This is a genomic window from Streptomyces sp. NBC_01571 (assembly GCF_026339875.1).
Classification (GTDB): Bacteria; Actinomycetota; Actinomycetes; order Streptomycetales; family Streptomycetaceae; genus Streptomyces.
Window position 1 is genome coordinate 9,452,173 of record NZ_JAPEPZ010000001.1, and the last position, 23,560, is coordinate 9,475,732.

At 71.8% G+C, this 23,560-nt stretch carries 17 protein-coding genes; 8 read left to right on the top strand and 9 right to left on the bottom strand.

The window, feature by feature from the left end:
* The first annotated feature begins 139 nt into the window (after window positions 1-139).
* Window positions 140-493 carry an ArsR/SmtB family transcription factor gene (locus OHB41_RS42205; protein ID WP_266705272.1) on the top strand — a complete coding sequence of 118 codons (354 nt, stop codon included), beginning with the start codon at window positions 140-142 and terminating at the stop codon, window positions 491-493.
* A gap of 6 nt (window positions 494-499) precedes the next feature.
* Window positions 500-1,036 carry an SRPBCC family protein gene (locus tag OHB41_RS42210; protein ID WP_266705274.1) on the top strand — a complete coding sequence of 179 codons (537 nt, stop codon included), beginning with the start codon at window positions 500-502 and terminating at the stop codon, window positions 1,034-1,036.
* A gap of 4 nt (window positions 1,037-1,040) precedes the next feature.
* On the opposite strand, the gene OHB41_RS42215 is transcribed toward OHB41_RS42210, so the two are convergent.
* From OHB41_RS42215 to OHB41_RS42235, 5 genes are all read right to left on the bottom strand, one after another.
* On the bottom strand, window positions 1,041-3,854 hold the full coding sequence (locus OHB41_RS42215) for an NHLP bacteriocin export ABC transporter permease/ATPase subunit (protein WP_266705276.1): 2,814 nt from the start codon (window positions 3,852-3,854) through the stop codon (window positions 1,041-1,043).
* A gap of 1 nt (window position 3,855) precedes the next feature.
* Complete coding sequence (locus OHB41_RS42220; protein ID WP_266705278.1) at window positions 3,856-6,078, bottom strand: NHLP family bacteriocin export ABC transporter peptidase/permease/ATPase subunit; 2,223 nt, start codon at window positions 6,076-6,078, stop codon at window positions 3,856-3,858.
* Window positions 6,075-6,884: a DUF2118 domain-containing protein gene (locus OHB41_RS42225; RefSeq protein WP_266705280.1), complete on the bottom strand. Its 810-nt coding sequence runs from the start codon at window positions 6,882-6,884 to the stop codon at window positions 6,075-6,077. Before OHB41_RS42225 ends, OHB41_RS42220 begins: the two co-directional genes overlap by 4 nt.
* 90 nt (window positions 6,885-6,974) lie before the next feature.
* Entirely contained in the window at window positions 6,975-7,190 is a 216-nt protein-coding gene (locus tag OHB41_RS42230; RefSeq protein WP_148011319.1) for a type A2 lantipeptide, read from the bottom strand.
* Window positions 7,191-7,669: 479 nt separating this feature from the next.
* Window positions 7,670-8,083 carry a PaaI family thioesterase gene (locus OHB41_RS42235; protein ID WP_266705282.1) on the bottom strand — a complete coding sequence of 138 codons (414 nt, stop codon included), beginning with the start codon at window positions 8,081-8,083 and terminating at the stop codon, window positions 7,670-7,672.
* A gap of 195 nt (window positions 8,084-8,278) precedes the next feature.
* Here OHB41_RS42235 and OHB41_RS42240 point away from each other — a divergent pair, with 195 nt between their 5' ends.
* Window positions 8,279-9,598, top strand: a complete 1,320-nt coding sequence (locus OHB41_RS42240) for a S1 family peptidase (protein WP_266705284.1) — start codon at window positions 8,279-8,281, stop codon at window positions 9,596-9,598.
* Between the two features lie 331 nt (window positions 9,599-9,929).
* Here the strand turns inward: OHB41_RS42240 and OHB41_RS42245 are convergent, their stop codons facing one another.
* Window positions 9,930-12,101, bottom strand: coding sequence for a SpoIIE family protein phosphatase (locus OHB41_RS42245; protein WP_526025019.1), 2,172 nt, complete (start codon window positions 12,099-12,101; stop codon window positions 9,930-9,932).
* A 312-nt stretch (window positions 12,102-12,413) separates the two neighbouring features.
* Between OHB41_RS42245 and OHB41_RS42250 the strand changes: the two genes are divergently transcribed.
* Both OHB41_RS42250 and OHB41_RS42255 read left to right on the top strand, forming a co-directional pair.
* Complete coding sequence (locus OHB41_RS42250; protein WP_266705286.1) at window positions 12,414-14,858, top strand: SpoIIE family protein phosphatase; 2,445 nt, start codon at window positions 12,414-12,416, stop codon at window positions 14,856-14,858.
* Between the two features lie 141 nt (window positions 14,859-14,999).
* Window positions 15,000-15,527 carry a metallophosphoesterase family protein gene (locus tag OHB41_RS42255; protein ID WP_266705288.1) on the top strand — a complete coding sequence of 176 codons (528 nt, stop codon included), beginning with the start codon at window positions 15,000-15,002 and terminating at the stop codon, window positions 15,525-15,527.
* Between the two features lie 58 nt (window positions 15,528-15,585).
* On the opposite strand, the gene OHB41_RS42260 is transcribed toward OHB41_RS42255, so the two are convergent.
* Window positions 15,586-16,758: an XdhC family protein gene (locus tag OHB41_RS42260; RefSeq protein WP_266705290.1), complete on the bottom strand. Its 1,173-nt coding sequence runs from the start codon at window positions 16,756-16,758 to the stop codon at window positions 15,586-15,588.
* 278 nt (window positions 16,759-17,036) lie between these two features.
* Between OHB41_RS42260 and OHB41_RS42265 the strand changes: the two genes are divergently transcribed.
* Complete coding sequence (locus tag OHB41_RS42265) at window positions 17,037-19,025, top strand: elongation factor G (RefSeq protein ID WP_266705292.1); 1,989 nt, start codon at window positions 17,037-17,039, stop codon at window positions 19,023-19,025.
* 271 nt (window positions 19,026-19,296) lie between these two features.
* On the opposite strand, the gene OHB41_RS42270 is transcribed toward OHB41_RS42265, so the two are convergent.
* Both OHB41_RS42270 and OHB41_RS42275 read right to left on the bottom strand, forming a co-directional pair.
* The gene (locus OHB41_RS42270; RefSeq protein ID WP_266705294.1) at window positions 19,297-19,968 is read right to left on the bottom strand and encodes a formylglycine-generating enzyme family protein; all 672 of its coding nucleotides are present in this window, start codon (window positions 19,966-19,968) and stop codon (window positions 19,297-19,299) included.
* 137 nt (window positions 19,969-20,105) lie between these two features.
* On the bottom strand, window positions 20,106-20,456 hold the full coding sequence (locus OHB41_RS42275) for a VOC family protein (RefSeq protein WP_266705296.1): 351 nt from the start codon (window positions 20,454-20,456) through the stop codon (window positions 20,106-20,108).
* 186 nt (window positions 20,457-20,642) lie between these two features.
* Between OHB41_RS42275 and OHB41_RS42280 the strand changes: the two genes are divergently transcribed.
* Entirely contained in the window at window positions 20,643-22,529 is a 1,887-nt protein-coding gene (locus OHB41_RS42280; protein ID WP_266705298.1) for a glycoside hydrolase family 5 protein, read from the top strand.
* A gap of 164 nt (window positions 22,530-22,693) precedes the next feature.
* On the top strand, window positions 22,694-23,539 hold the full coding sequence (locus OHB41_RS42285) for an MIP/aquaporin family protein (protein ID WP_266705300.1): 846 nt from the start codon (window positions 22,694-22,696) through the stop codon (window positions 23,537-23,539).
* Window positions 23,540-23,560 lie beyond the last annotated feature (21 nt).

A 23,560-nucleotide genomic window follows, 5' to 3' on the forward strand; every position in this document is an offset into this window, starting at 1 on the left:
CTAAGACACCGCCCTGCGAAACGGCAACGTTTCGCTAGAGGTGCCGAGTGAGGTGACCGTCACATCGCGCATCCCGCTGCGGGTGCGCGTGTGTCGTATGCCTTGACCGGCATATAACCGAAGCGGCATATTGGGGCGCATGCCCGACGTCACTCCCTGGACCGCGCTCGCCGACCCGCACCGCCGCGCGATCGTCGCGCTGCTGCGGGAGCGCCCGCGCCCCGTCGGAGAGATCGTGGCGGCATGCGGACTGAGCCAGCCGAGCACCTCGAAGCACCTGCGGGTGCTGCGGGACGCGGGCCTGGTCCGGGTCAGCCAGGACGCGCAGCGCCGCGTCTACGCGCTGGATCCGGCCCCGATCGCCGCACTCGACGCCTGGCTCGCCCCGTACCGCACGCTGTGGAACGACAGCCTCGACGCTCTCGGACGCCGTCTGGACCAGGCGGCGGGGGAGCCGTCGGACGAGCCCGAAGCCCCCTCCGTGAAGGACTGAGCCACCATGTCGGCCGAACGCACCGCCCTCACCGGCACCTACCTCACCCTCGACGACGGCCGCCCCGCCGTCCGCTTCAGCCGTACCTACGACCACCCGATCGCCCGCGTCTGGCAGTTCGTGACCGACCCGGAGGAACTGGCCGGCTGGTTCCCGTCCCGCGCGGAGATGGAGCTGCGCCCCGGCGGCGCGATCCGGTTCAGCGGTGACCCGAACACCTCCGACTCCACGGGCCGCGTCATCGCCGTGGACCCGCCCCGGCACCTCTCCTTCGACTGGGGCGGCGACGAGCTGCACTTCGACCTCGAGGCCCTCGACGAGAAGCGCACGCACCTCACGCTCACCGACGTGCTCGCGGCCGAGGACACCGCCGCCCGCAACGGCGCCGGCTGGGAGGTCTGCCTCGCAGTCCTCGACGCCAAGGCCCTCGGCCGGCACTCGCCGGGCCCGCACGCCGGCGCCGGAGCGCCCTGGCGGGAGATCTACGGCGCCTACCTCGCCGCCGGTGTCCCCTCCGGCGCCCAGGTACCGGGGATGGACTGACCTCTCACGCCAACTGCCGTCGCACCAGTTCGTGCAGCCGTCCGCCCGTGTCCGCGAGCAGCCGCGCGGGAGGCCCCTGCTGGGCGACCCGGCCGTCCTCCATCACGATCACCCGGTCCGCGTCCATGACCGTGGACAGCCGGTGCGCGATCACGACCCGGGTGGCGTTGAGCGCCCGGGTGCTCTCGATGACCGTGCGCTGGGTCTCGTTGTCCAGGGCGCTGGTTGCCTCGTCGAAGAAGAGGATGCGCGGGCGGCGGATCAGCGCCTGGGCGATCATCAGGCGCTGGCGCTGCCCACCCGAGACCGCGCCGCTGCCGGAGACGATCGTGTGCAGCCCCATCGGCATCCGCCTGATGTCCTCGGCCAGGCCCGCCATCTCGGCCGCCGCCATCGCCTCTTCGGGGGTGTACGGCTCGGTGCCGCAGATGCAGTCCAGGACGGAGCCGGTGAACGGCTGCGCGTGCTGGAGCACGACACCGCACTGACGGCGCACGGCGGACTGGTCGAGGGCCGCCAGGTCCTGGCCGTCGTACAGCACACTGCCCGAGACCGGTTTGTCGAAGCCGATGAGCAGCCTCAGCAGCGTGGACTTGCCGCAGCCGCTGGGGCCGACGATCGCCACGAACTCGCCCGCCCGGATGTCGAACGACACGTCGTCGAGGACGAGCGGGCCGTCGTCGGAGTACCGGAAGGAGAGCCTGCGGGCCTCGATGGCCCCGGACAGCACGCCGGGGCGGGTGCTCGCCACCCGGACCTCCGGGGTGGCGTCGAGCACCGGCTTGATCTCCTCGAACATCGGCAGCGCGGCGGCCGCCGAGACGAAGGCGCCGGTCAGCTGGGTGACCGAGGTCAGCAGCATGGTCACCGAGGTGTTGAAGGTGAGGAAGTCCGCGGCCGACAGGGATCCGCTCGCCGGGCCGGCGAGCAGCATGAACATCAGCAGGGAGCAGAGCGGCAGATAGACCGCTCCCAGCACCGTGGTGAGGTTCTTGATGCGGCCGACCTTCCGCTGGAGTTCACGGCTGCGCGCGAACTCGCCCGCCCAGGCGGCGTACGCGTAGTTCTCCGCCGCCGCGACCCGCAGTTTGGGCAGTCCGCGCAGGGTCTGGAACGCCTGGTTGTTCAGCTTGTTGCCGAGCACGACCAGCCGCCGCTGCCACCGCACCTGCCACAGACCGAGCCCCAGGAACACGGCCGCGATGACGACGAGCATGGCGACCGCTGCCAGCGCCATGGGCACGCTGTACCAGAGCAGCAGCCCCAGGTTCATCGCGCCGACCGTGCCGGCCTGCGCGAGTGTGGGGCCGACGCCCGCGAGGAGTCGTCGGATCGCGCTGATTCCCATGGCGGCACTGGCCAGTTCACCGGTCGAGCGCGAGGTGAAGAACTTCGTCGGCAGCCGCAGCAGCCGGTCCCACACGGCCGGTTGCAGCGTCGCCTCGATCCGCCCCTCCATCCGCAGCAGCGTGAGGTTCTGCAGCAGCATGAACGCCGCCGACACCACGCTGGTGATCATGATCGCCAGGCAGACCTGCACGATGAGTCCGTGCTGGGCCTTCGGCACGTACTCGCCGAGCACCTTGCCGGTCGCGATCGGCACCAGGGCGCCGATCGCCACGGTGACGAGACCGCTGACCGCGAGGTTGCGCAGATCGCCGCCCGTGCCCTGGAGACAGAACCGCGCCAGCCGCAACGGGCTCAGCCGGCGCTCGGGCAGCGGCCGGTAGAACATCACGGCCCGCGGCTCGAACTCGGCCGCGTTGGCCTTCTCGACCGGCGTCTCCCGCCCGGACGACGGCTGTACGGCCACATAGCCGCCGCGCCGCCACAGCAGCGCGACCGGGCTGCCCGACACCGCACGCCGGCCCACCAGCGGGCCGATGTCGTCCCGCCACCAGGGCCCGTCCAGGCGCACCGCACGACTGCGGACGCGCGAGGCCAGCGCGATCCGCTCCACCGGGTCGATCCTGTCGCTCTCCGTGCCGCTCTGCGCCGGCTCGGCGAGCGTGATCCCGGACGCGCGGGCGACCAGCGCGCAGGCCGTGTAGGTGGCGTCCGTGTCGGCCGACGTAGGACGCTTCGAAGCCGTCCCCATGGATGCGAGCAGGGTCCGGTCGGCCTGGGCGCGGACGGCCTCGCCCGCCTTGATGCCCGCCGCCGTCCGGTCCTCGTGACGGGCCTCCAACTGCTCGATCCAGCGGTCCAGCGTGGCCAGCAGCCGGTACTGCTGGTCGACCATGCCCTGCCACACACCCGAGTCCATCAGCAGGTCCGCCGCGGCCTCCGCCCCGTACAGCGAGCCGTACTGCACACTCCCCGGCGGCACCTGCATCCAGAAGACGTCGTCGTCCGTGAGCGCGGCCGCGTTCTCCGTGGCCGTGGGAGCCTGGAAGAGGATGGAGAGGCTGCGGCCGACGCCGAGCGCGAGGGCGTACTCCAGCGGGCTCGATGTCGGCGGCACGTACTGGGGGTTGCCGTACTCGTCGTAGGACCAGGTCTCGGTGGGGACCGGCTGGTACAGCTCGCGCAGCACGATCCGGCGTACCGCGCAGTCCCGCAACGGCCGCCCGACCAGCGTGTGCTGGGGACCCGCGACCGGGCCGAGCAGCAGCGAGCCCGCTTCGAGGCGGCCGAGGTGGTGCCAGTGGCCCTGCTGGGCGGCGTCGACCGCGAACAGGTCCAGGGCGCCCGCGACCACCAGCCACAGGACCTGCGGCCCTTCCAGGTCGAGGCGGTTGAGCCCGGCGCAGTCGACCGGCGTACCCATCGTGCCGAGCGCGCCGAGGACGACGTCGCCCTCGTGAACCGTCGTCATCTCATCGCTCCCTGACCAGCTCGGCGTACGGACCGCCGGCCGCCACCAGGGCGTCGTGCCGCCCGCGTTCCACGATCGTGCCGTGCTGGAGCACCACGATCTCGTCGCTGTCGCGCACGGTGCTGAGCCGGTGCGCGATCACCACACAGGCGCAGCCGCGCTTGCGCAGGTTGTCGATGACGGTCTGCTCGGTCTCCGCGTCCAGCGCGCTGGTCACCTCGTCGAGGACCAGGATGCTGGGCCTGCGCACCAACGCCCGTGCGATCTCCAGCCGTTGGCGCTGGCCGCCGGAGAAGTTGCGGCCGTCCTGCTCGACCCGGCTGTGGATGCCGCCGGGGCGGCGCACCACGACGTCGTACAGGGCCGCGTCCCGCAGCGCGGCGACGACGGCGTCGTCCGGGATCGACGGATCCCACAGCGCCACGTTGTCGCGGACCGTGCCCTCGAAGAGGAAGACGTCCTGGTCGACGAAGGAGACGGAGGCCGCGAGTGCGCCGCGCGGGATGTCCTCCAGCAGTTGCCCGTCGATGCGGATCGTGCCTTCCCAAGGGGTGTACAGGCCTGAGATCAGCCGGGACACCGTGGACTTGCCGCTTCCCGAGCCGCCCACCAGTGCCACCTGCCGGCCCGGGCCCACGGTCAGCGAGAAGCCGGTGAGCAGCGGCTTGTCGAGCGGGCTGTAGCCGAACGTGATGTTCTCCAGCTCGACATGGCCGTGCAGCCTGCGGGTGGAGTCGCCGGTGCCGGAGCGGGCGTACAGCGGGTCGGCCTGGAAGTTCTCGACGTCCTTGAGGCGTGCCACGTCGGCCGCGAAGTCCTGGATGCGTCCCGCGACACCGTTGAGCCGGGTGAGCGGCGCGGTGAAACGGGTGACGAGCGCCTGGAAGGCCACGAGCAGACCGACCGAGATGTGCCCCTCCATCGCCCGCAGACCGCCGATCCAGAGGATCAGCGCGCTGTTGAGGGTGGCGAGCGTCGGCGCGACCACTCCCAGCCAGGCACTCGGCACCCCGAGGCGCTGCTGTTCCTCGAGTGTGGTGGCGTGTTGCCCGGCCCACTTGCGGAAGTAGCCGTCCTCGCCGCCGGTCGCCTTCATGGTCTCGATCAACTGCAACCCGGTGTAGGCCGTGTTGGTGAGCCGGGCGCTGTCCGCGCGCAGTTTCGCCGTACGGGTCGCGCGCAGCCGGATCACCACCCGCATCGCGACCACGTTGAGCAGCGCGACACCGATACCGACCGCCGTGAGCTGCGGATCGTAGGTGTAGAGCAGGACGGCGTAGAGCACCACGACGACCGCGTCGACGCCCGCCGCCGCGAGGTCTCGGGCCAGGGTCTCGGCCACCGCGTCGTTCGACTGCAGCCGCTGCACCAGGTCGGCCGGGCTGCGCTGGGAGAAGAAGGTGACCGGCAGTCGCAGCAGATGGCGCAGGAAGCGTGCGCTGCTGAGCGTCGATGAGATGATCCGGCCGTGCAGCAGGTTCGCCTGCTGGAGCCACGTCAACAGCACGGTCAGCAGGACACAGGCACCCATCGACGCGAAGAGCACGCCGAGCAGCGAGGTCTGACCGCCGATCAGGTAGGTGTCGATGTAGGTCCTGCTGAGCGCGGGCACCGCCGCGCCGACCGCGACCAGCAGCAGGCTGGCCAGCACGGCCGCGGGCATCGTGCCCGACGTGCCGCGCAGCCGGGCCGGCATGGCGCCGAGGATGCCGGGCCTGCGGCCGCCCTCGCGGAAGTCGGGGCCCGGCTCCATGACCAGCACCACGCCGGTGAAGCTGGTGTCGAAGTCCTCCATCGGCACGAAACGGCGGCCCTTGCCCGGGTCGTTGATGTGCACCCCGCGCCGTCCGAAACGGCGGCCCATTCCGTCGTAGACGACGTAGTGGTTGAACTCCCAGAACAGGATCGCGGGCGCCTGCACCTCGGCGAGCGCGGCCGTGTCCATCTGCATGCCCTTGGCCGTGAGGCCGTAACCGCGCGCCGCCTTGAGGAGATTGCTGGCGCGCGAGCCGTCCCGGGAGACACCGCAGGCGATGCGCAGCTCTTCGAGGGGGATGTACCGGCCGTGGTGGCCGAGCACCATGGCGAGGGAGGCCGCGCCGCACTCCACGGCCTCCATCTGGAGCACCGTCGGCGTGCGGACGGTCCTGCGGGTGCTCCTGGGGACCGTGCGCTTCGGCGGTGCGGCGCGCCGTCTGCCCCGGGTGTCCTGTGCGGTGGTCACGGAAGCAGCCAATCGACGGGACGCTGATCGGCCAGCCGGATCGAGCCCGTGGCCAGGGTCATGGAGGTCAGCGGGTACGGAGGCCCGTCCGCCGAGGACCACTTGAGGCCGCTCTTCGTACGGGACGAACGGTCGAGGGAGACCAGGACGGCCACCGGCCTGCCCTTCTTGGTGAACTGCTCGCCGAGCTGGCTGTCGCCGAGGGAGGAAGTGATCTGCTGCTGGGTCTGCACGCTCCGGCCGACCGCCTTCACATGACCGCGGAGCACCCCGTACCGCTGGGTCGGCACCGACTGGACGGTGAGGTCGACGGCGGCGTCCGCGGGGATGGTGGATGCGCTCTCGGCGGGCACGTACACCGTCGCGTAGAGCGGATCGCCGGCGTGCGCGACCTTCTCCACCGCGGCGACGTTCGCGCCGGTGGAGATGATGGCCCCGATGGTGGCGGCGAGGGCCGTGACGCGGCCGGCGGCCACGGTACGGACGACGGAGGTCTCGCCCTGGGCCGTACGGACCTTCAGCACCGGGGCGTCGGCCGCGAGCCGATCGCCCTCCTTGGCGAGGACCGCGGTGACCTGACCGGCGACGGGGCTCTGCAGGACGTAACTGCCCTGCGCGTGTGTGAGGACGGCGGGGGCACCGACCGTCGAGGCCACCGTGCCCGTCACGGCCCAGACCGACGCGGCCGCCATGACGACCACCGTCACGGACAGGACGAGCCAGCCCTGGGGGCGGGCGAAGCGCACCGGCAGGTCGAGTTCTTCGGCTGACTGCAGCTTGGCGAGGGCCTGTTGGCGGAACTGCACGGAACTTCCCTCACCTGTCGGAGAGATTTACGGCATCCGAGAGCCCCGGAACCGGGGAGTGGTTCCGGGACTCAGCGGGATGAGACGCGATCAGAGACCGGCGACCAGGCCGGTGACCGGAGCGGTGTTCAGGCCGGTCACACCCTCGACGGTGCCGACGGCCGTGCCCACGAGGCCGGAAACCGGGGCAACGCCGTCGACCAGGCCGGTGACGGTGCCAACGGCGTTCAGCGACAGGCCGCCGGAGACGTTGTCGAGGTCCGCGTCCGAGATCTCGGCGGTGGCAACCTGGGGGGTGGAGTTCATGGGGGAACTTCCCTTCGTATGGATATTCATAAGGGGGGAGCGGCCCCCTCTGGGGACAGATGACGGCCGCCACCGCGGGGGTGCGGATCCCGTGTCCGGGAGCCCTGCGGCTCCCGTCTCCGGAGGTGTGCCGCGACCTCCGCGGTGCACGGATCAAAGCACGGTCGCGGGGCACGTATCCAATCAACCAGGGCTCCCACCTGGGAACTTGAGCGCAGCTTCGGCCCAACCGTGCAGGCGTGCACACGTCTTTGCGGCCACTTCTTCACATGCTGCACGGCATTGTTTCGGCGCTGCCCTTGCCGCCCGGCGCGCCAATGGGACAGTCCCGTCCCAATGGCGCGCGGGGGGGCGCGCGACTGTGCAGATCCGTCGCGCGCCGTGACGCGCCTGCGCATTCGATGTGCAGATTCGCTGAAGCAAGGATTCCGGCCCCGTTGGCGGACGGAGTGTCACCGGCCGTCAGCGGACGGTGTCGTTCAGCCGAGCAGGGCGTACACCGTGCTCGCGCGCGCCGCGACGTCGCGGGCGTCCCCGGCCGTCATCGTGACGTCGGCGAAGGCCATGCGGCGGCCGAGCTTGGTGAGGACCGCCTCGACGAGCACGTCCGCGTCGGTGACCGCGCGCTGGAAGCTGGTGGACTGCTGGACCGTCGTCATCGGGACGAAGGCGCCGCGCGCCGCCGACACCGCGATCACGGTCGCCGTGTCGGCGGCGGCCATCAGGGCCTGGCCCGAGAGCGAACCGCCCGCGCGGGCGAGCCGGGCGGACCAGGGCAGCCGCAGCACCGCGCGGCCCTCGCCCAACTCCGTCACCGACAGGCCCAGGTCCAGCACCCAGGGAGCGAAGTGGGTGGAGAGGATCTTGTCGGCTTCGGCGAGGTTCAGTGTCATACGGGGCAGTGTTCCCCGGTCGGCCGGAGGAGAGACGCGGTCACCTCGTAATCCATGCCTTCGGCCGGGCTGACTCCTGCCTTTCTCAGAGGGAGTTGAACAACTCCTGCGACTCACACGTATCAACAGGCATCCAGGCGCCCCCCAGTCAGCCGCCGGACGGTGGCATCGACCCCGTCCCCAGGAGGTCAAGAGTTGAGTCACAAAAGGATTCCCAAGCGCAAGGCCGCCATCGCCGCGGGAAGCGTCGCGGCGCTCGGAGCGGCAGCGCTGCTGCTGCCCAACGCCAACGCCTCGCAGACCGACGCGAAGGACGCCGCTCCCAAGACGCTGAAGGCCGCGGACGCCTCGGACCTCACCTCGCTCCTCGCCACCCAGCTCGGTGAGGCCTACGGAGGCGCGTACTACAACGCCGCCAAGCAGCAGGTCGTCGTCAACGTCGTCGGCGACGACAGCAAGGCGGTCGACGCGGTCAGGAAGGCCGGCGCTGTTCCCCGCAGCGTCGACAACAGCCTCGCCGCCCTCAAGTCCGCCGCCCGGACGCTGAAGACCGACGCGACCATCCCCGGCACCGCCTGGTCCGTCGACCCCAAGACGAACCAGCTCCGGGTCACCGCCGACAGCACGGTCACAGGTGCGAACTGGAGCAAGCTGACGTCGACGGTCGACTCGCTGGGTTCCGGCATGGCCACCGTCAAGAAGTCCGCGGGCACCTTCAAGACGTTCGTGGACGGCGGCGACGCCATCTTCGGCGGCGGAGCGCGCTGTTCGCTGGGCTTCAACGTCACCGCCGGCGACGGCAGTCCCGCCTTCCTGACCGCCGGTCACTGCGGGGTCGCGGCCAAGCAGTGGTCGGACGCGCAGGACGGCGCGCCGATCGCCACCGTCGACCAGGCCACCTTCCCCGGTGACGGCGACTTCTCGCTCGTCAAGTACGACGACCCCAACACCCAGGCCAACAGTGTGGTCAACGTCGGCAACGGTCAGACCGTCGCCATCAACCAGGCCGCCGACGCCGCCGTGGGCCAGCAGGTCTTCCGGATGGGCAGCACCACCGGTCTCAACGACGGCAACGTCACCGGACTCGACGCCACCGTGAACTATCCCGAGGGCACGGTCACCGGACTCATCCAGACCGACGTGTGCGCCGAGCCCGGCGACAGCGGCGGTTCGCTCTTCACCCAGGACGGCAGTGCGATAGGCCTGACCTCGGGCGGCAGCGGCGACTGCACCGTCGGCGGCGAGACCTTCTTCCAGCCGGTGACGACCGCGCTCACGGCGACCGGCGCGACGCTCGGAGCGGGCGCCGGGGCGGGTGCGGGCGGTGCGGGCGACGCGAGCGCCACGGCCGGTGCCGAGCCCAGCGACCCCGCGGCGAGCGACCCGGCGGCCGGTGACCAGTCCGGGATGGGTGACCAGTCGGGGGCCGGCGGCGACCAGTCGGGTGCCGCGGGCGACAACCAGTCCGGCACCGGTGCGGACGACGGCTCCGGAATGGTGAGCTCGAACGGGTGACACCGCTGACGCAGAGCCACTGACCCGGCCGCGGAACAGCCGTCCCGGCCGACGGTGGGAGGTCCGGCCCTCCGGCGGGAGGGCCGGACCGCTCCGCGTCCCGGGACCGGCCGCCCAACCGGTGTGCGCCGGGTGACACCCGGTCGGCGTGGACCGTATGACGCCCCGTCGGTGTGCGCCGCTGACACCGGTTCGGCGTGGACCGTATGACGCCCCGTCGGCGTGCGCCGCTGACACCGGTTCGGCGTGCGTCGTGTGCCGGCGGGTCGGTGGGCGTCGCGCGGCTCCCGGTCAGTGTCCGCCGTAGGACCGATCCGCGACGGGGCCACCGTCACGCGTGTGTCCGTGCCCGCAGCAGAAGCAGTGCCACGTCGTCGAGCCGCTCCTGCGTCAGCGCCCCGCTCTGCCGCACCAGGGTGTCGGCCAGCTCGTCGAGCGGCTGCTCGGGGGCGTCGCCGAGACGCTGCCCGAGGCCGGCCAGGGCGTCCTCGATGTCCACACCGGGGGACTCGATCAGCCCGTCGGTATAGAGGGCGAGCAGCGAACCGGGCAGCAGCGGGACCTCGGTCGTCTGGTACCTGGCGTCGGCGTCGATCCCGAGCAGCGGCCCGCCGGCCAGGTCGAGCACCCGCACCCGCCCGTCCGGCCGCCGCAGCAGCGGGGGCGGATGACCCGCGCGCGCCATGACCGCGACCTCACGGGCGGGATCGAGGCGCAGATAGAGACAGCTCGCGAACAGGTCGGTGCCCAGGTCGATCAGCAGCCGGTTGGTGCTGCGCATCACCTCCTCCGGCGGCTGGCCCACGGTCGTGTACGCGCGGACGGCGGTCCGGACCTGTCCCATCAGGGCCGCCGCGGTCACGTTGTGCCCCTGGACGTCGCCGATGACCGCCGCGGCCAGGCCGTGCGAGGGCATCAGGTCGTAGAAGTCACCGCCGATCTCCATGCCCTGAGTGGCCGGCAGATAGCGTGCGGCCGCCTCGATGAAGGGCAGCGACGGCAGGGTGTGCGGCAGCAGCGCGGCCTGCAGACCGTGCGCCAGATGGAGCTTGGTGTCGTAGAGCAGCGCCCGTTCCAGCGCCTGCGCGACGAGCCCGCTCAGACTCGTCAGCACGGCCCGTTCGTCGGTCGGGAAGGAGTGCGGCTCCGCGTAGGCGAGGACGCAGGTGCCCAGCGGACGTCCGGACGCGATCAGCGGCAGGTACGCCCATGCGGCCATGCCGTCGGACGTCGCGTTCCGGGGCGGATACAGGTGCTCCAGTTGCGCGCGTGAGTCGAAGAAGGCGGGCACCCCGCTGTTGTGGGCGTGGGTGCAGGGGGACGGCGCGCTCAGCGACAGCCCGTCGAGGTGTTCCGCGACGTGGGTGTCCGGATACCCGCGGTGGCCGAGTACGTGCAGTCGGCCGGCCCGCGAGCCGAGCAGGATCAGCGCCCTGCTGCCGACAGCGGGCGCGATCTCGTCGGCGACCAGTTGCACCACGTCCTGCACGCTCGCGGCCTGGGTGAGCGCGCCGGCGAGGCTGAGCACATGGGAGATGGTCACCAGGCGCGGGGCGTCCTCGTGCTGCGGCCCGGCGCGGTTCTCCTGCGCGACCGCCCTGGCCCGGGAGATGCGCACACTCAGCCCGGTCGTACTCGGATAGAGCCGGAACGACAGCCAGTCACCGGGCGGCCGCAGCGCCACGAACGACGTCACGTGCTGGCTGATCAGCGCGGCGCGGTAGCGGTCCTCGTAGACGGGATCGTTGAGCCAGGGCACCGACGCCCACAGCTGGGTGCCCAGCAGAGCGCTGACCGGCAGGCCGAGCATCTCGGCCGTCGCCGGGTTGGCGTAGCTGACCCGCCCGTGCAGATCCAGCGCGCACAGCCCGTACGGCAGCCGCGCCACCATCCGCGCCGCCTCCACCGTGCCGAGCGTGCCGGGGACCGGTGTGGCGGACGGCGTGAGCAGGTCGGGTTCCCGGCGGACCGGGCGGTGCTCCTCCGCGGCCCGCTCCAGGCGCAGCGCGAGCCTGTCGCAGGCCGCGGTGAGGTGGTCGCGCTCCCGGTCGGCGAGTTCCAGAGGGTGCGAGCCGGGCCACGTCACGAAGACGGCTCCGTACGTGGTCCGCGAGGTCGCGACCGGAAGGGCGGCGAGCGCGAAGGGGTACGGCAGGACCATGGCGATCCGGGGAAAGCGGCGGGCCATCTCCTCCCCGCCGCTGACCCAGACCAGTCGCCGCTCGCGCACCGCGACGGCCACCGGGATCGGAGCGTTGAGCCCCACCCGCTCCCAGGGCGCCGCGAACGCCCGGGGCATGCCGGCCATCACCGCCATCTCCAGTACGGGTTCGCCGCTCGCCAGCAGGTACACCGCGCCGGAGTGGGCATGCACCTCCTCCACCAGCGAGGCCAGCGTCAGCGAGAGCAGAGGCCGCCCGACCTGCGTCGTACGGCCGGCCGGTGCCTGCACGGACCCCCGCCAGTCGGACACGCCGACCACCTCCTCGCAGGGCCGCGCCATGGCTCCCGGGGCCAGGGCGTGTGTGGCCCGTCCCGTCGGGCGGCCGGCGCCCGGCACGGCACCTCGCCGCGTGGCCGGATCACCCGGGTGCGTCCCCTCCGCGGGAGACCCTCCGCCGTGCCGCGGACGGCCCGGACACCGCACGCCGATCCGGCACCAGGGGCCGGCCATGATCTAAGGCTCCCTCCTGGCGGCTCCCGCCGCACGGCGAGCGCCACGCGCGGCACCCCGTACGGCTTCCGGGCCCCACCACAGGCCCGCAAGGTGCCGGAACGGTCACAGGGGCTGCGCGGGGGCTCCGGAAGCGCTGTAATGACGGACGTGGTCAGTGAGCGCGCTGCGGAACGCGGAACGCGGACGCTGCGTGCCGAAATCTCCCTGAAGACCCCCACGCCGGACCTCGATCCGCGCGAACGGCTGCGCCGTGTCCTCGAACAGGCGCTCGTTTTCGCCGGGGCGACCGTCGTCGCGGTGTACTCGCCCACGAAGAGGGGCGGCGAACTGCACCTGACCGAGTCGGCGGGTGTCCCCAGAACGCTCTACGGGCTGCGCGACAGCTATCTCCTCACCGGCAGTTCCCCCACGGTGGACGCGCACCGCTCGGGCCGGCCGCTGTGGCTCGGTCCGGAGGAGATCGGCCGCTGTGCCGAATCCCGTCGCCTGCCGTCCCAGGACTTCTGGCTGGCCGTGCTGCCGCTGCGGGACGCCGGGTGCCTGGTCGCGGTCAGTGAACGCCCCGGCGGCTTCGACAGCGAGGACAGGGAGTGTCTCGCCCTGATCGCCGAGGCCGCGGTCTGCCCCGCGCCCGGCTCGGCGACCGCCCCCGGCGCCCTGGCCGCCAGCGCCTTCGACCTCGCCATGGACACCGGGCACGTCGAGGTCGACGACGAGATGCTGGAGCTGTTCGGCCTGGATCGTGCCGAGTTCGACGGCAAGGTCGAGACCCTGCTGTCACTCACCGTCCCCGAGGACCTGCCCACCCTGATGTCCGTGGTCGAGGCGGACCACATGTCCATCGGGGAACGCGAGCTGGAGTTCCGCATCACACAGCCCTCCGGCAAGCCGAGGTGGCTGCGGCTGCGCGGCCGCATGGTGCCGGGAGGAGACGGCCGCCCGGCACGCCTGGTCGGTACGGTCGCCGACGCCTCGAAGCTCCGCTCCGGCGTCAGCGACGTGGCCCGCGTACAGCGGCTGGCCGCCGCCCTCGCCACCGCGGGCACCGTCCGGGACGTGGGCCGGGCCGTCGTGGCCGCGCTGCGGCGGCCCCTGCGGGCAGACCGGATCGCCCTCGCCGAGTTGGAGGGCGACCGCCTCGTCGTCACCGTCCTCGATCCGCCCGAACCGGCCGCCTGGCCGGAACTGTGGCGCTCCGAATGGCGTTCGGAGTGGCCCGACGCGCCCGTGCGCGCGATGCCGACGCTCGCGGCGGCCCTCAGCGAGGGACGCCCGGCCGTCTGGCCCGCCGGATCCCCGCTGGAACCCGCGCTCGCCGACGTCGGCCCCGGCGGCCTCGCCATCCTGCCGCTGCCCGCCGGCGGGCGCATGGCCGGAGCCTGTCTGATCGGCTGGGACGCCCCGCACGACTTCGGCCCCGACGAGCGCGCCCTGCTCACCGCGTCCGCGGGCCTCGCGGGCCAGGCACTCACCCGCGCCCGCTCCTTCGACGCCGAACACGAGCTGGTCACCACGCTCCAGCGCTCCCTGCTCCCGCGCCGGCTGCCCAGGCTTCCCGGCGCGGTCGCCGTCGCCCGCTACCTGCCCACCACGGCGGGACTCGAGGTCGGCGGCGACTGGTACGACGTGATCCCGCTGCCCGACAACCATGTCGCCCTCGTCATCGGCGACGTCCAGGGTCACAACGCCCAGGCCGCCACCCTCATGGGCCAGATGCGCACGGCCCTGCGCGCCTACGCCGTCGAGGGCCACCCGCCCGACGTCGTCGTCTCGCGCGCCAACCGGCTCCTCATGGACCTGGAGACCGACCTCTTCGTCACCTGCTGCTACGTCGAACTGGACATGGAGGAGGGGTCCGCCTGGTGCGTACGTGCCGGCCACCATCCGCCGGTACTGCGTCACCCGGACGGCACCACGGAGGTCCCCGACTCCGACGGCGGACCGCCGCTCGGCGTCGTCACGCAGGCCGAGTTCCCGATGACCCCACTGCGGCTGCGGCTGGGCACGGTCGTCGCCCTGACCACGGACGGTCTGGTCGAGTCCGCCGAGGTCGACATCGAGGACGGCCTGAACCGGCTCGCCGGGGTGCTGGCCGCGTCCGACCCCGCGCACCTCGGGATGGTCGCCGACAGACTGCTCACCGGCGCCAACCGAAGCGACGACGTCGCCCTCCTCCTGATGCGCTACGACGGCATGTCGCTGCGCCCGCTCCGGGAGAGCTGGACGATCTGGCGCGTCCCCGAGGCCGTGCGGCACGCCCGCCGCTTCACCCGGCGCACGCTGCGGTCCTGGGGCGTGACCGACGACAGCATGGACACCGCGCTCCTGGTCGTCTCCGAACTCGTCACCAACGCCCTCGTGCACACCGGCGGCCAGGTCAGACTCGACCTCACCCTCATCAACCGGCTGCTGCGGATCGCCGTCGCCGACTCCTCGCCGCGTACGCCCATCAAGCCCACCAGCATCGGCTGGGAGGCCACCGGCGGCCGCGGCATCCTCCTCGTCGAGGCCACGTCGGCGGCCTGGGGGAGCCTGCCGGTCAGCGGCGGCAAGCAGGTGTGGAGCGAAGTCCTTCTCGACTGAGCCGGACCGGCCGCACCGGACCGGGGCGGACCGGACTGACTCGGACCGAGGCGCACCGGACCGAGGCGCACCGACCGACGCGGGCCCGGCAGCCGTCCGGACGCGGCCTCGGCGCGGGGCCCGGAACGTAGGGTGGACGCCGTGCGTCTGCTCCTGATGTCCGACACCCATCTCCCCGCGCGGGCCAGGGAACTGCCCCCGCGGCTGACGGCCGAACTCCCGCTCGCCGACGTCGTCGTCCACGCGGGCGACTGGGTCGACACCGCCACCCTCGACCTGCTGGAGGAGCGGGCACGCAGGCTCGTCGCGGTCCACGGCAACAACGACGGCCCGGAGCTCCGCGCCCGCCTCCCCGAGGTCGCCCGGGCGGAACTGGACGGTCTGCGTCTCGGGGTCGTGCACGAGACCGGCTCCGCCCAGGGCCGCGAGCGGCGCTGCGCCGAGCGCTACCCCGACCTTGACGTCCTGGTCTTCGGCCACAGCCACATCCCCTGGGACACCACCACCGGGACCGGTCTGCGCCTGCTGAACCCGGGCTCGCCGACGGACCGCCGTCGCCAGCCGTACTGCACCTACATGACCGCGACCGTGGCCGACGGGCGGCTCACCGACCTGACACTGCACCGGCTGCCGCCCCGCACGGGGAACCGGGCGGACGGTATCGCCTGACGGGACGGTCCGGGCCGGGGCAGGAGCGGTGCACTCGACCGGGACAGGAGCGGTGCACTCAAGGCGCGGCCGCCTCCCTTTCTGCAGGCGTTCCCCCCGGCGTTCCTCCCAGCGTTCCTCCGGGTGGATCGAGGCGCCTCGGATGGATCGCCCCGCCGGTCGCCGTCAGGGGTGCCCCGCTGCCGCCCCAGCGCAGTGCGACGATCTCCGCGGCGACGGACACGGCCACCTCCTCGGGCGTCCGCGCCCCGAGATCCAGACCGACCGGCGAGCGGAGCCGGGACAGCTCGTCCCGCGACACACCGGCCTCGACGAGCCGCTTCGTCCGGTCGTCGTGGGTACGGCGACTGCCCATCGCGCCGATGTACGCGGCCGGGCGGCGCAGCGCCTCCTCCAGCAGGGGCACGTCGAACTTCGGGTCGTGCGTGAGGACACAGATCACCGTGCGCGCGTCGGTCGTCGTCCCGCGCAGATAGCGGTGCGGCCAGTCCACGACGACGTCCACGCCCGCCGGGAACCGCTTGGCCGTCGCGAAGACGGGCCGGGCGTCGCACACCGTGACGCGGTAGCCCAGGAAGTCCCCGACGCGGGCCACCGCCGCGGCGTAGTCGATCGCTCCGAAGACGAGCATGCGCGGCGGCGGGGCGAAGGACTGGAGGAAGACGGTCACGGCGTCCTCGCGGCGCTCACCGTGCGGTCCGTAGTGCCGCTGTACGGTGGCGCCCTGGGCGAGCTCGCCGCGGGCGTCGGCCGTGACGGCCGTGTCCAGGCCGGTCGAACCCAGCGAACCGGCCACCTCGTCCGGCCACACCGCGAGGGCGGCACCGAGCGGCGCGGGCCCCGCCAGTACCGTCGCCACGGTCACCGCACGCCCGGCGGCCACCGACTCGGCCACCGCGCCGAAGGAGGGGTCCTCGCCGGGCGTCACCCTGCGCAGCAGCAGGCTGATCTCGCCCCCGCAGGTGAGACCGACGGCGAACGCGTCCTCGTCGCTGTACCCGAAGGTCTCCAGGCGCGCCTCGCCGGACGCCACAACCTCCTGGGCCAGTTCGAAGACGGCCCCCTCGACACAGCCTCCCGACACACTGCCCACGACCTCGTCGCCCGGCCCCACCGCCATCGCCGCTCCCGGGTCGCGGGGCGCGCTCCGGGAGACCGCGACCACCGTGGCGAGCCCGAAGGGGGCGCCCGCCGCGTACCACCGGTTCAGCGCCGGGAGGATCTCACGCATCGCTCGCTCCGCTCACCGCTCACCCGCTCATCGCAGACCGCGGCCCGTTCGAGGGCCCGTTTCTCCTCAAGGGTCCACTCCTCCCCCCACCCCCGCCAGCCGTTCCGGTACGGCCGGGCCGTGCCGGGCGTTGGTTGAGCGTTAATCCGTTGCCGCCGGACCCGGTCGGCTGCTGGACTACGTGGGACATATCCGCCGGGATCAAGGAGCAGCAATGCGCACACCGTTCATGTCCGCCCAGGAAGGAATCACTCCCACTTCGAAGGACATGACGCCCGGTGCATATGCTCAACCTCGGAATCCTGGCGCACGTAGACGCCGGTAAGACAAGCCTGACCGAGCGCCTGCTGCACTCGGTCGGGGTCATCGACGAGATCGGCAGCGTCGACGACGGAAGCACCCAGACCGATTCCCTCGCGCTCGAGCGGCAGCGCGGTATCACCATCAAGTCCGCCGTCGTCTCCTTCGCGATCGACGACGACGTCACGGTCAATCTGATCGACACCCCCGGTCACCCCGACTTCATCGCCGAGGTGGAACGGGTGCTGAGCGTGCTCGACGGCGCCGTGCTCGTGGTCTCGGCCGTGGAGGGCGTACAGGCGCAGACCCGGGTGCTGATGCGGACGTTGCGGCGGCTGCGGATTCCCACACTCGTCTTCGTGAACAAGATCGACCGAGGCGGCGCACGGTACGAGCGCGTTCTGGAGAACATCGCCGCGCGGCTCACCCCGGCGATCGTCCCGATGGGTGAGGTGAGCGGGGCGGGCACCCGGGACGCCCGCTTCGCCCGGTTCACCGCGGACCGGCTCTGCGGGGCGCGGGCGGACCTGCTCGCGGAGCACGACGACGCGCTGCTGGCCGCGTACGTCGAGGGACGGGTCTCCCGCGACCGGTTCCGGGACGCCCTGGTGCGCCAGACCGGGCAGACACTGGTGCACCCGGTGTTCTTCGGTTCGGCCATGACGGGCGCAGGTGTCGAGGAGCTGATCGCCGGGATCAGGGAGCTGCTCCCGCCGGCCGAGGGCGCGGCCGACGGGCCGCTCTCGGGCACCGTCTTCAAGGTGGAGCGCGGGCCGGCCGGGGAGAAGATCGCCTACGTCCGGCTGTTCTCCGGGACACTGCGGACCCGCGACCGGGTGTGCCTGCGCGACGGCGGGGAGGCGAAGGTCACCGCGATCAGTGTGTTCGACCGCGGCGCGGCGGTGCCCGAACCGGCCGTGACGGCGGGGCGGATCGGCAGGCTCTGGGGCCTCGGGGACATCCGTATCGGCGACACCATCGGCGTGGCGCGGAAGTCCTCGGACGACGAGCTCCACTTCTCACCCCCGACCCTCGAAACCGTCGTCGTCCCCCGCCGTCCGGCCGACAGGGGCGCGCTCCACCTCGCGCTCACCCAACTGGCCGAACAGGACCCCCTGATCGACCTGCGCCAGGACGAGCTGCGCGAGCAGGTCTCCATGTCGCTCTACGGCGAGGTGCAGAAGGAGGTCGTTCAGGCGACACTGGCCGACGAGTTCGGCATCGAGGTCCTGTTCCGGGAGACGACACCGCTGTGCGTCGAGCGGCCGGTCGGCAGTGGCGCGGCGGTCGAGTTCAACGGAAAGGACCCGAACCCCTTCCTCGCGACCGTCGGGCTGCGCGTCGATCCGGCGCCGGCCGGCTCCGGTGTGGCATTCCGTCTGGAGGTCGAACTCGGAGCGATGCCGTACGCGTTCTTCAAGGCGGTCGAGGACACCGTGGGGGAGACCCTGAGCCAGGGGATCCACGGCTGGCAGGTCACCGACTGCACGGTCACGATGACCCACTCCGGCTATTCACCCCGGCAGAGCCACGCCCATCAGGGCTTCGACAAGAGCATGTCCAGCACGGGGGCCGACTTCCGGGGCCTGACCCCGCTGGTGGTGATGGACGCGCTGCGTGCGGCGGGTACCCGGGTGTACGAGCCGATGCACCGGTTCCGGCTGGAGGCGCCGACCGACACCGTGGGGGCGGTGCTCCCGCTGCTGGTGAGGCAGCACGCCGTGCCGGCGACCACCGAGATGCGGGGAACCGTGTGCGTGCTGGAGGGCCGGATCCCGGTCGCCCGGGTCCATGAGCTGCAGCAGCGGCTGCCGGGCCTGACCCGTGGCGAGGGCGAGCTGGAATGCGCTTTCGACCACTACGCGCCGGTCGTCAGGGGCGCGGTCCCGGACCGGCCGCGGACCGATCTCAACCCGCTCGACCGGAAGGAGTATCTGCTGAACGTGACGCGAAGGGTCGGCGCGTGACGCGACGTCGCGCGACAATGCGGGCAGCGTGACCGGACGGGTCCCGACGGGCGGCATCCGACCGGACGGGACCCGACCGGACAGCATCCGGCCGGACAGCATCCGGCCGGGCGGCACCCGTCCGGGTGGCGCCTGACTGGACGTGCCCCGTCTCGGTCGGTCTGGTCCGTGTCTCCGGTGAACGGGTCCGATTCGCCGGACGTCCCGGATGACCGAGCCCCCGGTCGAGCGGTCGGCGGACATGGCGTCCGAGGACGGACGAGACCGGTCGTCACCCGAGGGAACGCGCGACGCGGAATCCGACGTCGTCGACCTGGAAGGTCGGGTGGCTGCGGCGCCGGGCGGAGGCCCGGCAACTCCAGTGCTCGTCGAACCAGCCACCGCCACGGAGCACCCGGTAGGTGCCGTAGACCTCGGCGTCGTAGACGTCCCAGCACCAGTCCCAGACATTGCCGAGCATGTCGTGGAACCCCCACGCGTTCGGGCGTTTGCCACCCACGGAGTGGATGCGCTCGTGCGAGTTGCCGCGGTACCAGGCGATCTCGTCCAGCTCCCCGTAACGCGGACCTTCGGTACCCGCACGGCAGGCGTGCTCCCACTCGGCCTCGGTCGGCAGTCGGTACCCGTCGGCGGACGCGTCCCACTCGATGTCTTCGCCGCCGTCCCGGAAGTGGTACGCGGAGGTGAGCCCGTCGCGCTGGGACAGGGCGTTGCAGAACCGCGCCGCGTCCCACCAGGAGACACACTCGACGGGCGACTGGTCCCCGTGGGCGGTACTCGGCCGCCGGTCTGTGATCTGTGCGTAGAACGCCTGGGTGACCGGGAACGCCGCGAGCTGGTAGGGCGCAAGCTCGACCGACCAACTGCGCTGCGTCCGCCGGTCCGACAGCGTTGTCCGCCCCGGCGGGACAGCGATCATCTCGTTCCCCGTCACCACGTCCATCCCCTGATCCTCTCAGGGATTCCCGGCCTTCAGGCCGGGCGGGAACGCGGGCCTCGGTCCGGAGGCGCGAAGCGCCGGAGTGCTCCGCGTCCGCGGGGTGACCTGAGAACCCTCACGCTGAACTGAGTGCCATGGAGTCACAGGCTGTGGGCGATGGGGTGCCGCGGTTCGTACAGGGGGAGTTCGGCGCCGCTGGGGAGCCGGATTGCCGTCAGTTTGCCCCAGCGCTGTTCGCTGACCGGGCGGGTGATCTCGACACCCTGTGCGCGGAACTCGCCGAGCTGGGAATCCAGGTCGTCGCACATCAGGAAGAACTCGTGCTGGGGCGGGCCGTCGGTCGGGTGCACGGCCACCTCGGCCGGGGGCAGCTTGAAGATGAGCCAGCCGCCGCCCGCGTCGACGCCGGGAAAGCGGAGGACGTCACGGATGAAGGCGCGGTCCGCCTCAGCGTCCTGGCTGTGGAGGACGACATGTGCACCGTTGATCACGGCTGGCTCCTGCCCGTCGACTGGTTCGCGGTCGTGTCCCCGGCATCCTGGCACGCTCAGATCGGAGAAGACCGTCGGCTCCCCTCGACGACACGACGACACGACGACACGACGGCCGGTCGCGCGGAGCTGAGACTTACTCATGAGTCAGATGTATTGACCGCTCTCCCCACCCGCGCAATTGTTATGGACATGGCGAAGTTGCGTGCGCGTCTGCTCGGCGTCCTCGTACTCCTCACCGGCTGCTTCTCGGTGGCGGGCGTGCAACCCGCCGCCGCGGACGGACTTCCCGACTCCCTGTGGTTCGACGCGCCGGCCGCGGCCACCCTCACGGTCGACGGCGGACGCTTCATCGACGGCCTCGGCCGTGAGGTCGTCCTGCGCGGCTACAACGTCTCCGGCGAGACGAAGCTGGAGGAGAACAGCGGACTCCCCTTCGCCTCGGTCGCCGACGCGAGGAAGTCGGCGACGGCCCTGCGCGCCCTCGGAGGCGGGAACTCCGTACGTTTCCTGTTCTCCTGGGCCCACGCCGAACCCGTACGCGGTCAGGTCGACACCGCCTACCTCGCCGCGGCCACCGACCAGATGCGCGCCTTCCTGGACGCCGGAATCCGTGTGTACCCCGACTTCCACCAGGACCTCTACTCCCTGCACCTCTTCGACCCGGGCAGTTGGTACACCGGCGACGGCGCTCCCGAGTGGGCCGTGGACGCGGGGAACTACCCGGGTGAGTCGTGCGGGATCTGCCTCTTCTGGGGCCAGAACATCACCCAGAACGGGGCGGTGAAACAGGCGCAGTACGACTTCTGGCACAACGCCCACGGCCTCCAGGACGCCTTCCTGGCCACGGCCCAGGCCACCCTCGCCTACGTGGAACAGCACCTCACAACGGCCGAGTTCGCGGGCGTCGTCGGCTTCGACCCGTTCAACGAGCCGTACGCGGGCAGCTACGACTCGGGCCAGACCAGCCGCGGCTGGGAACGTGACCTGCTCTGGCCGTTCTACGTACGCTTCCGGGCCCGCATGGACGCGGCAGGCTGGCAGGACAAGCCCGCCTTCGTCGAACCGAACCTCTTCTGGAACGCCGACATCGACTCCCAGAAGCAGGAGGGCGGCCTGCTCGACGCGGGTCCTCTGGGCCCCCGGTATGTGTTCAACACCCACTTCTACGACCAGAAGGCGATCTCCGGCATCCTGATGTGGGGCAAGGCGGGGGACGGCCAGTACGCCACCGACTTCTCCACGGTGCGTGACCGTGCCGCGGCGGCGGGGACGACGGCGATCGTCAGCGAGTTCGGCCACCCGTTGTCGGGAACGGTCGCGGACAAGGCCCCGACGGTCCTCAAGGCGATGTACCAGGCTCTCGACTCCCGGCTGCCAGGGGCCGGTTGGTGGTCCCGGCCGGCGGCCTCGGGGCCGGTCCTCTCCGGTACCCAGTGGCAGTGGGACCTCTACAGCGGCCGCCATCACGAGCTGATGAACGGCAACGCGAGCAAGGTCCGCACCTCCGGTGACGCCTGGAACGACGAGGACCTGTCCGCCGTACGCCTCGACGACTCCGGAACGGCCGTCCTGCGCCAGGACGCCCGCCTCCTGGACCGGCTCTACCCGAGCGCGACAGCCGGCACCACGCTCGCCTTCACCTACGAGGACCGATCCCGGGACGGCTCCACCACCCTGACCTGGAACCCGGTCCCGTCCACCCTGCCCCATGTCTCCCAGCTCGTGGGACCGGGCCGGTACGGCCTGCTGGTCTGGCGCTCGGACGGCGGCACCGCACCCACGGAACTCCATCTCCCGGCGTCCTTCGCCACCTCGGCCACGACGGTGGTGTCCGACCTCGGCACGGCGTACTCCCCGCCCGCCTACACCACGAGCACGCCGATCGCCGTGGCCCCCGAGCCGGGCGGCACCGGCGCCCGCCGCCTGCTGCTCACCGCGCCGGGCGCCGCGGGGACTCCGCACTACGCGCTCGTCACGAACGGGGCCACGGCGCCGTCCGCCGGCCTGTTGAGCGCGGCCCGCTCCGAACTGACCTCATGGGCGGCGACGGCCGGCCGGCCCGCCACCTGACGACGCCGGTGGAACACCGCCGTGGCCCCTCGCCCGGCGAGGTGACCATCCGTGACGCCTGATATCTGCCTGTAAATGCGGTTGTCTCATGATCGATCTATGCTGATGCCGGGAAAGCTCGGGCAGTCGACGGCCGGTCGTGAGCCGGCGGGAAGCGGGCTTGCATGAGGGAGCGGTTCGACAGGCTGGGCCTGGTCGGCGAGATGGCCGCCGAATTCGTCGGCACCATGGTGCTGATCCTCTTCGGATGCGCCGTGGTGGCGCAGGTGGTTGCCGGCGGCGCGCTCACGACCCCACCGGGCGGACTCGGCGACCACGACAGCATCTCCTGGGGGTGGGGCATCGGTGTCACCATGGGTGTCTACGTCGCGGCCCGCCTCAGTGGCGCCCACCTCAACCCCGCGGTGACGGTGACGCTGGCCACCTTCAAGGGATTCCCCTGGCGCAAGGTGGCGCCGTACGCGTTCGCCCAGACCGCCGGCGCCTTCGTGGCGGCGCTGCTCGTCCGCTGGAACTACACCGAGGCACTGGCGAAGGCCGACCCCGGCCACACCTTCAAGACGCAGACGGTGTTCTCCACGCTGCCCGCCAACGGAAACCCGAACCTGCCGGTCCACGAGTGGGGCGCGTTTCGCGACCAGGTCATCGGCACCGCCCTGCTGCTGCTCCTGATCCTGGCCATCACGGACCTGCTCAACACACCCCCCGGCGCCAACCTGGGCGCGTTCATCACCGGTCTGGTCGTCGTGGGCATCGGTATGGCCTGGGGCACCAACGCGGGTTACGCCATCAACCCCGCGCGCGACTTCGGTCCCCGGCTGGCCAGTTTCCTCACCGGGTATCGCAGTGCATGGCGGGATCAGTACGGAAACTTCTACTTCTGGGTGCCGATCGTCGGCCCGCTGGTCGGCGGTCTGCTCGGCGGGGCGCTGTACAAGGGCGTCGTCGGACGGTTCCTGCCTTCGGCGGAGCCCGAGCCCCCCGGCCGGGCCCAGGCCTCCGAGGGCTGACCCCTACGCAGAAGGCGGCAC

Coding starts and splice junctions, on each gene's coding strand:
- OHB41_RS42205 (WP_266705272.1), top strand. CDS start 140: ATGCCCGACGTCACTCCCTGGACCGCGCTCGCCGACCCGCACCGCCGC.
- OHB41_RS42210 (WP_266705274.1), top strand. CDS start 500: ATGTCGGCCGAACGCACCGCCCTCACCGGCACCTACCTCACCCTCGAC.
- OHB41_RS42215 (WP_266705276.1), bottom strand. CDS start 3,854: ATGACGACGGTTCACGAGGGCGACGTCGTCCTCGGCGCGCTCGGCACG.
- OHB41_RS42230 (WP_148011319.1), bottom strand. CDS start 7,190: ATGAACTCCACCCCCCAGGTTGCCACCGCCGAGATCTCGGACGCGGAC.
- OHB41_RS42235 (WP_266705282.1), bottom strand. CDS start 8,083: ATGACACTGAACCTCGCCGAAGCCGACAAGATCCTCTCCACCCACTTC.
- OHB41_RS42245 (WP_526025019.1), bottom strand. CDS start 12,101: ATGGCGCGGCCCTGCGAGGAGGTGGTCGGCGTGTCCGACTGGCGGGGG.
- OHB41_RS42250 (WP_266705286.1), top strand. CDS start 12,414: ATGACGGACGTGGTCAGTGAGCGCGCTGCGGAACGCGGAACGCGGACG.
- OHB41_RS42260 (WP_266705290.1), bottom strand. CDS start 16,758: ATGCGTGAGATCCTCCCGGCGCTGAACCGGTGGTACGCGGCGGGCGCC.
- OHB41_RS42270 (WP_266705294.1), bottom strand. CDS start 19,968: ATGGACGTGGTGACGGGGAACGAGATGATCGCTGTCCCGCCGGGGCGG.
- OHB41_RS42280 (WP_266705298.1), top strand. CDS start 20,643: ATGGACATGGCGAAGTTGCGTGCGCGTCTGCTCGGCGTCCTCGTACTC.
- OHB41_RS42285 (WP_266705300.1), top strand. CDS start 22,694: ATGAGGGAGCGGTTCGACAGGCTGGGCCTGGTCGGCGAGATGGCCGCC.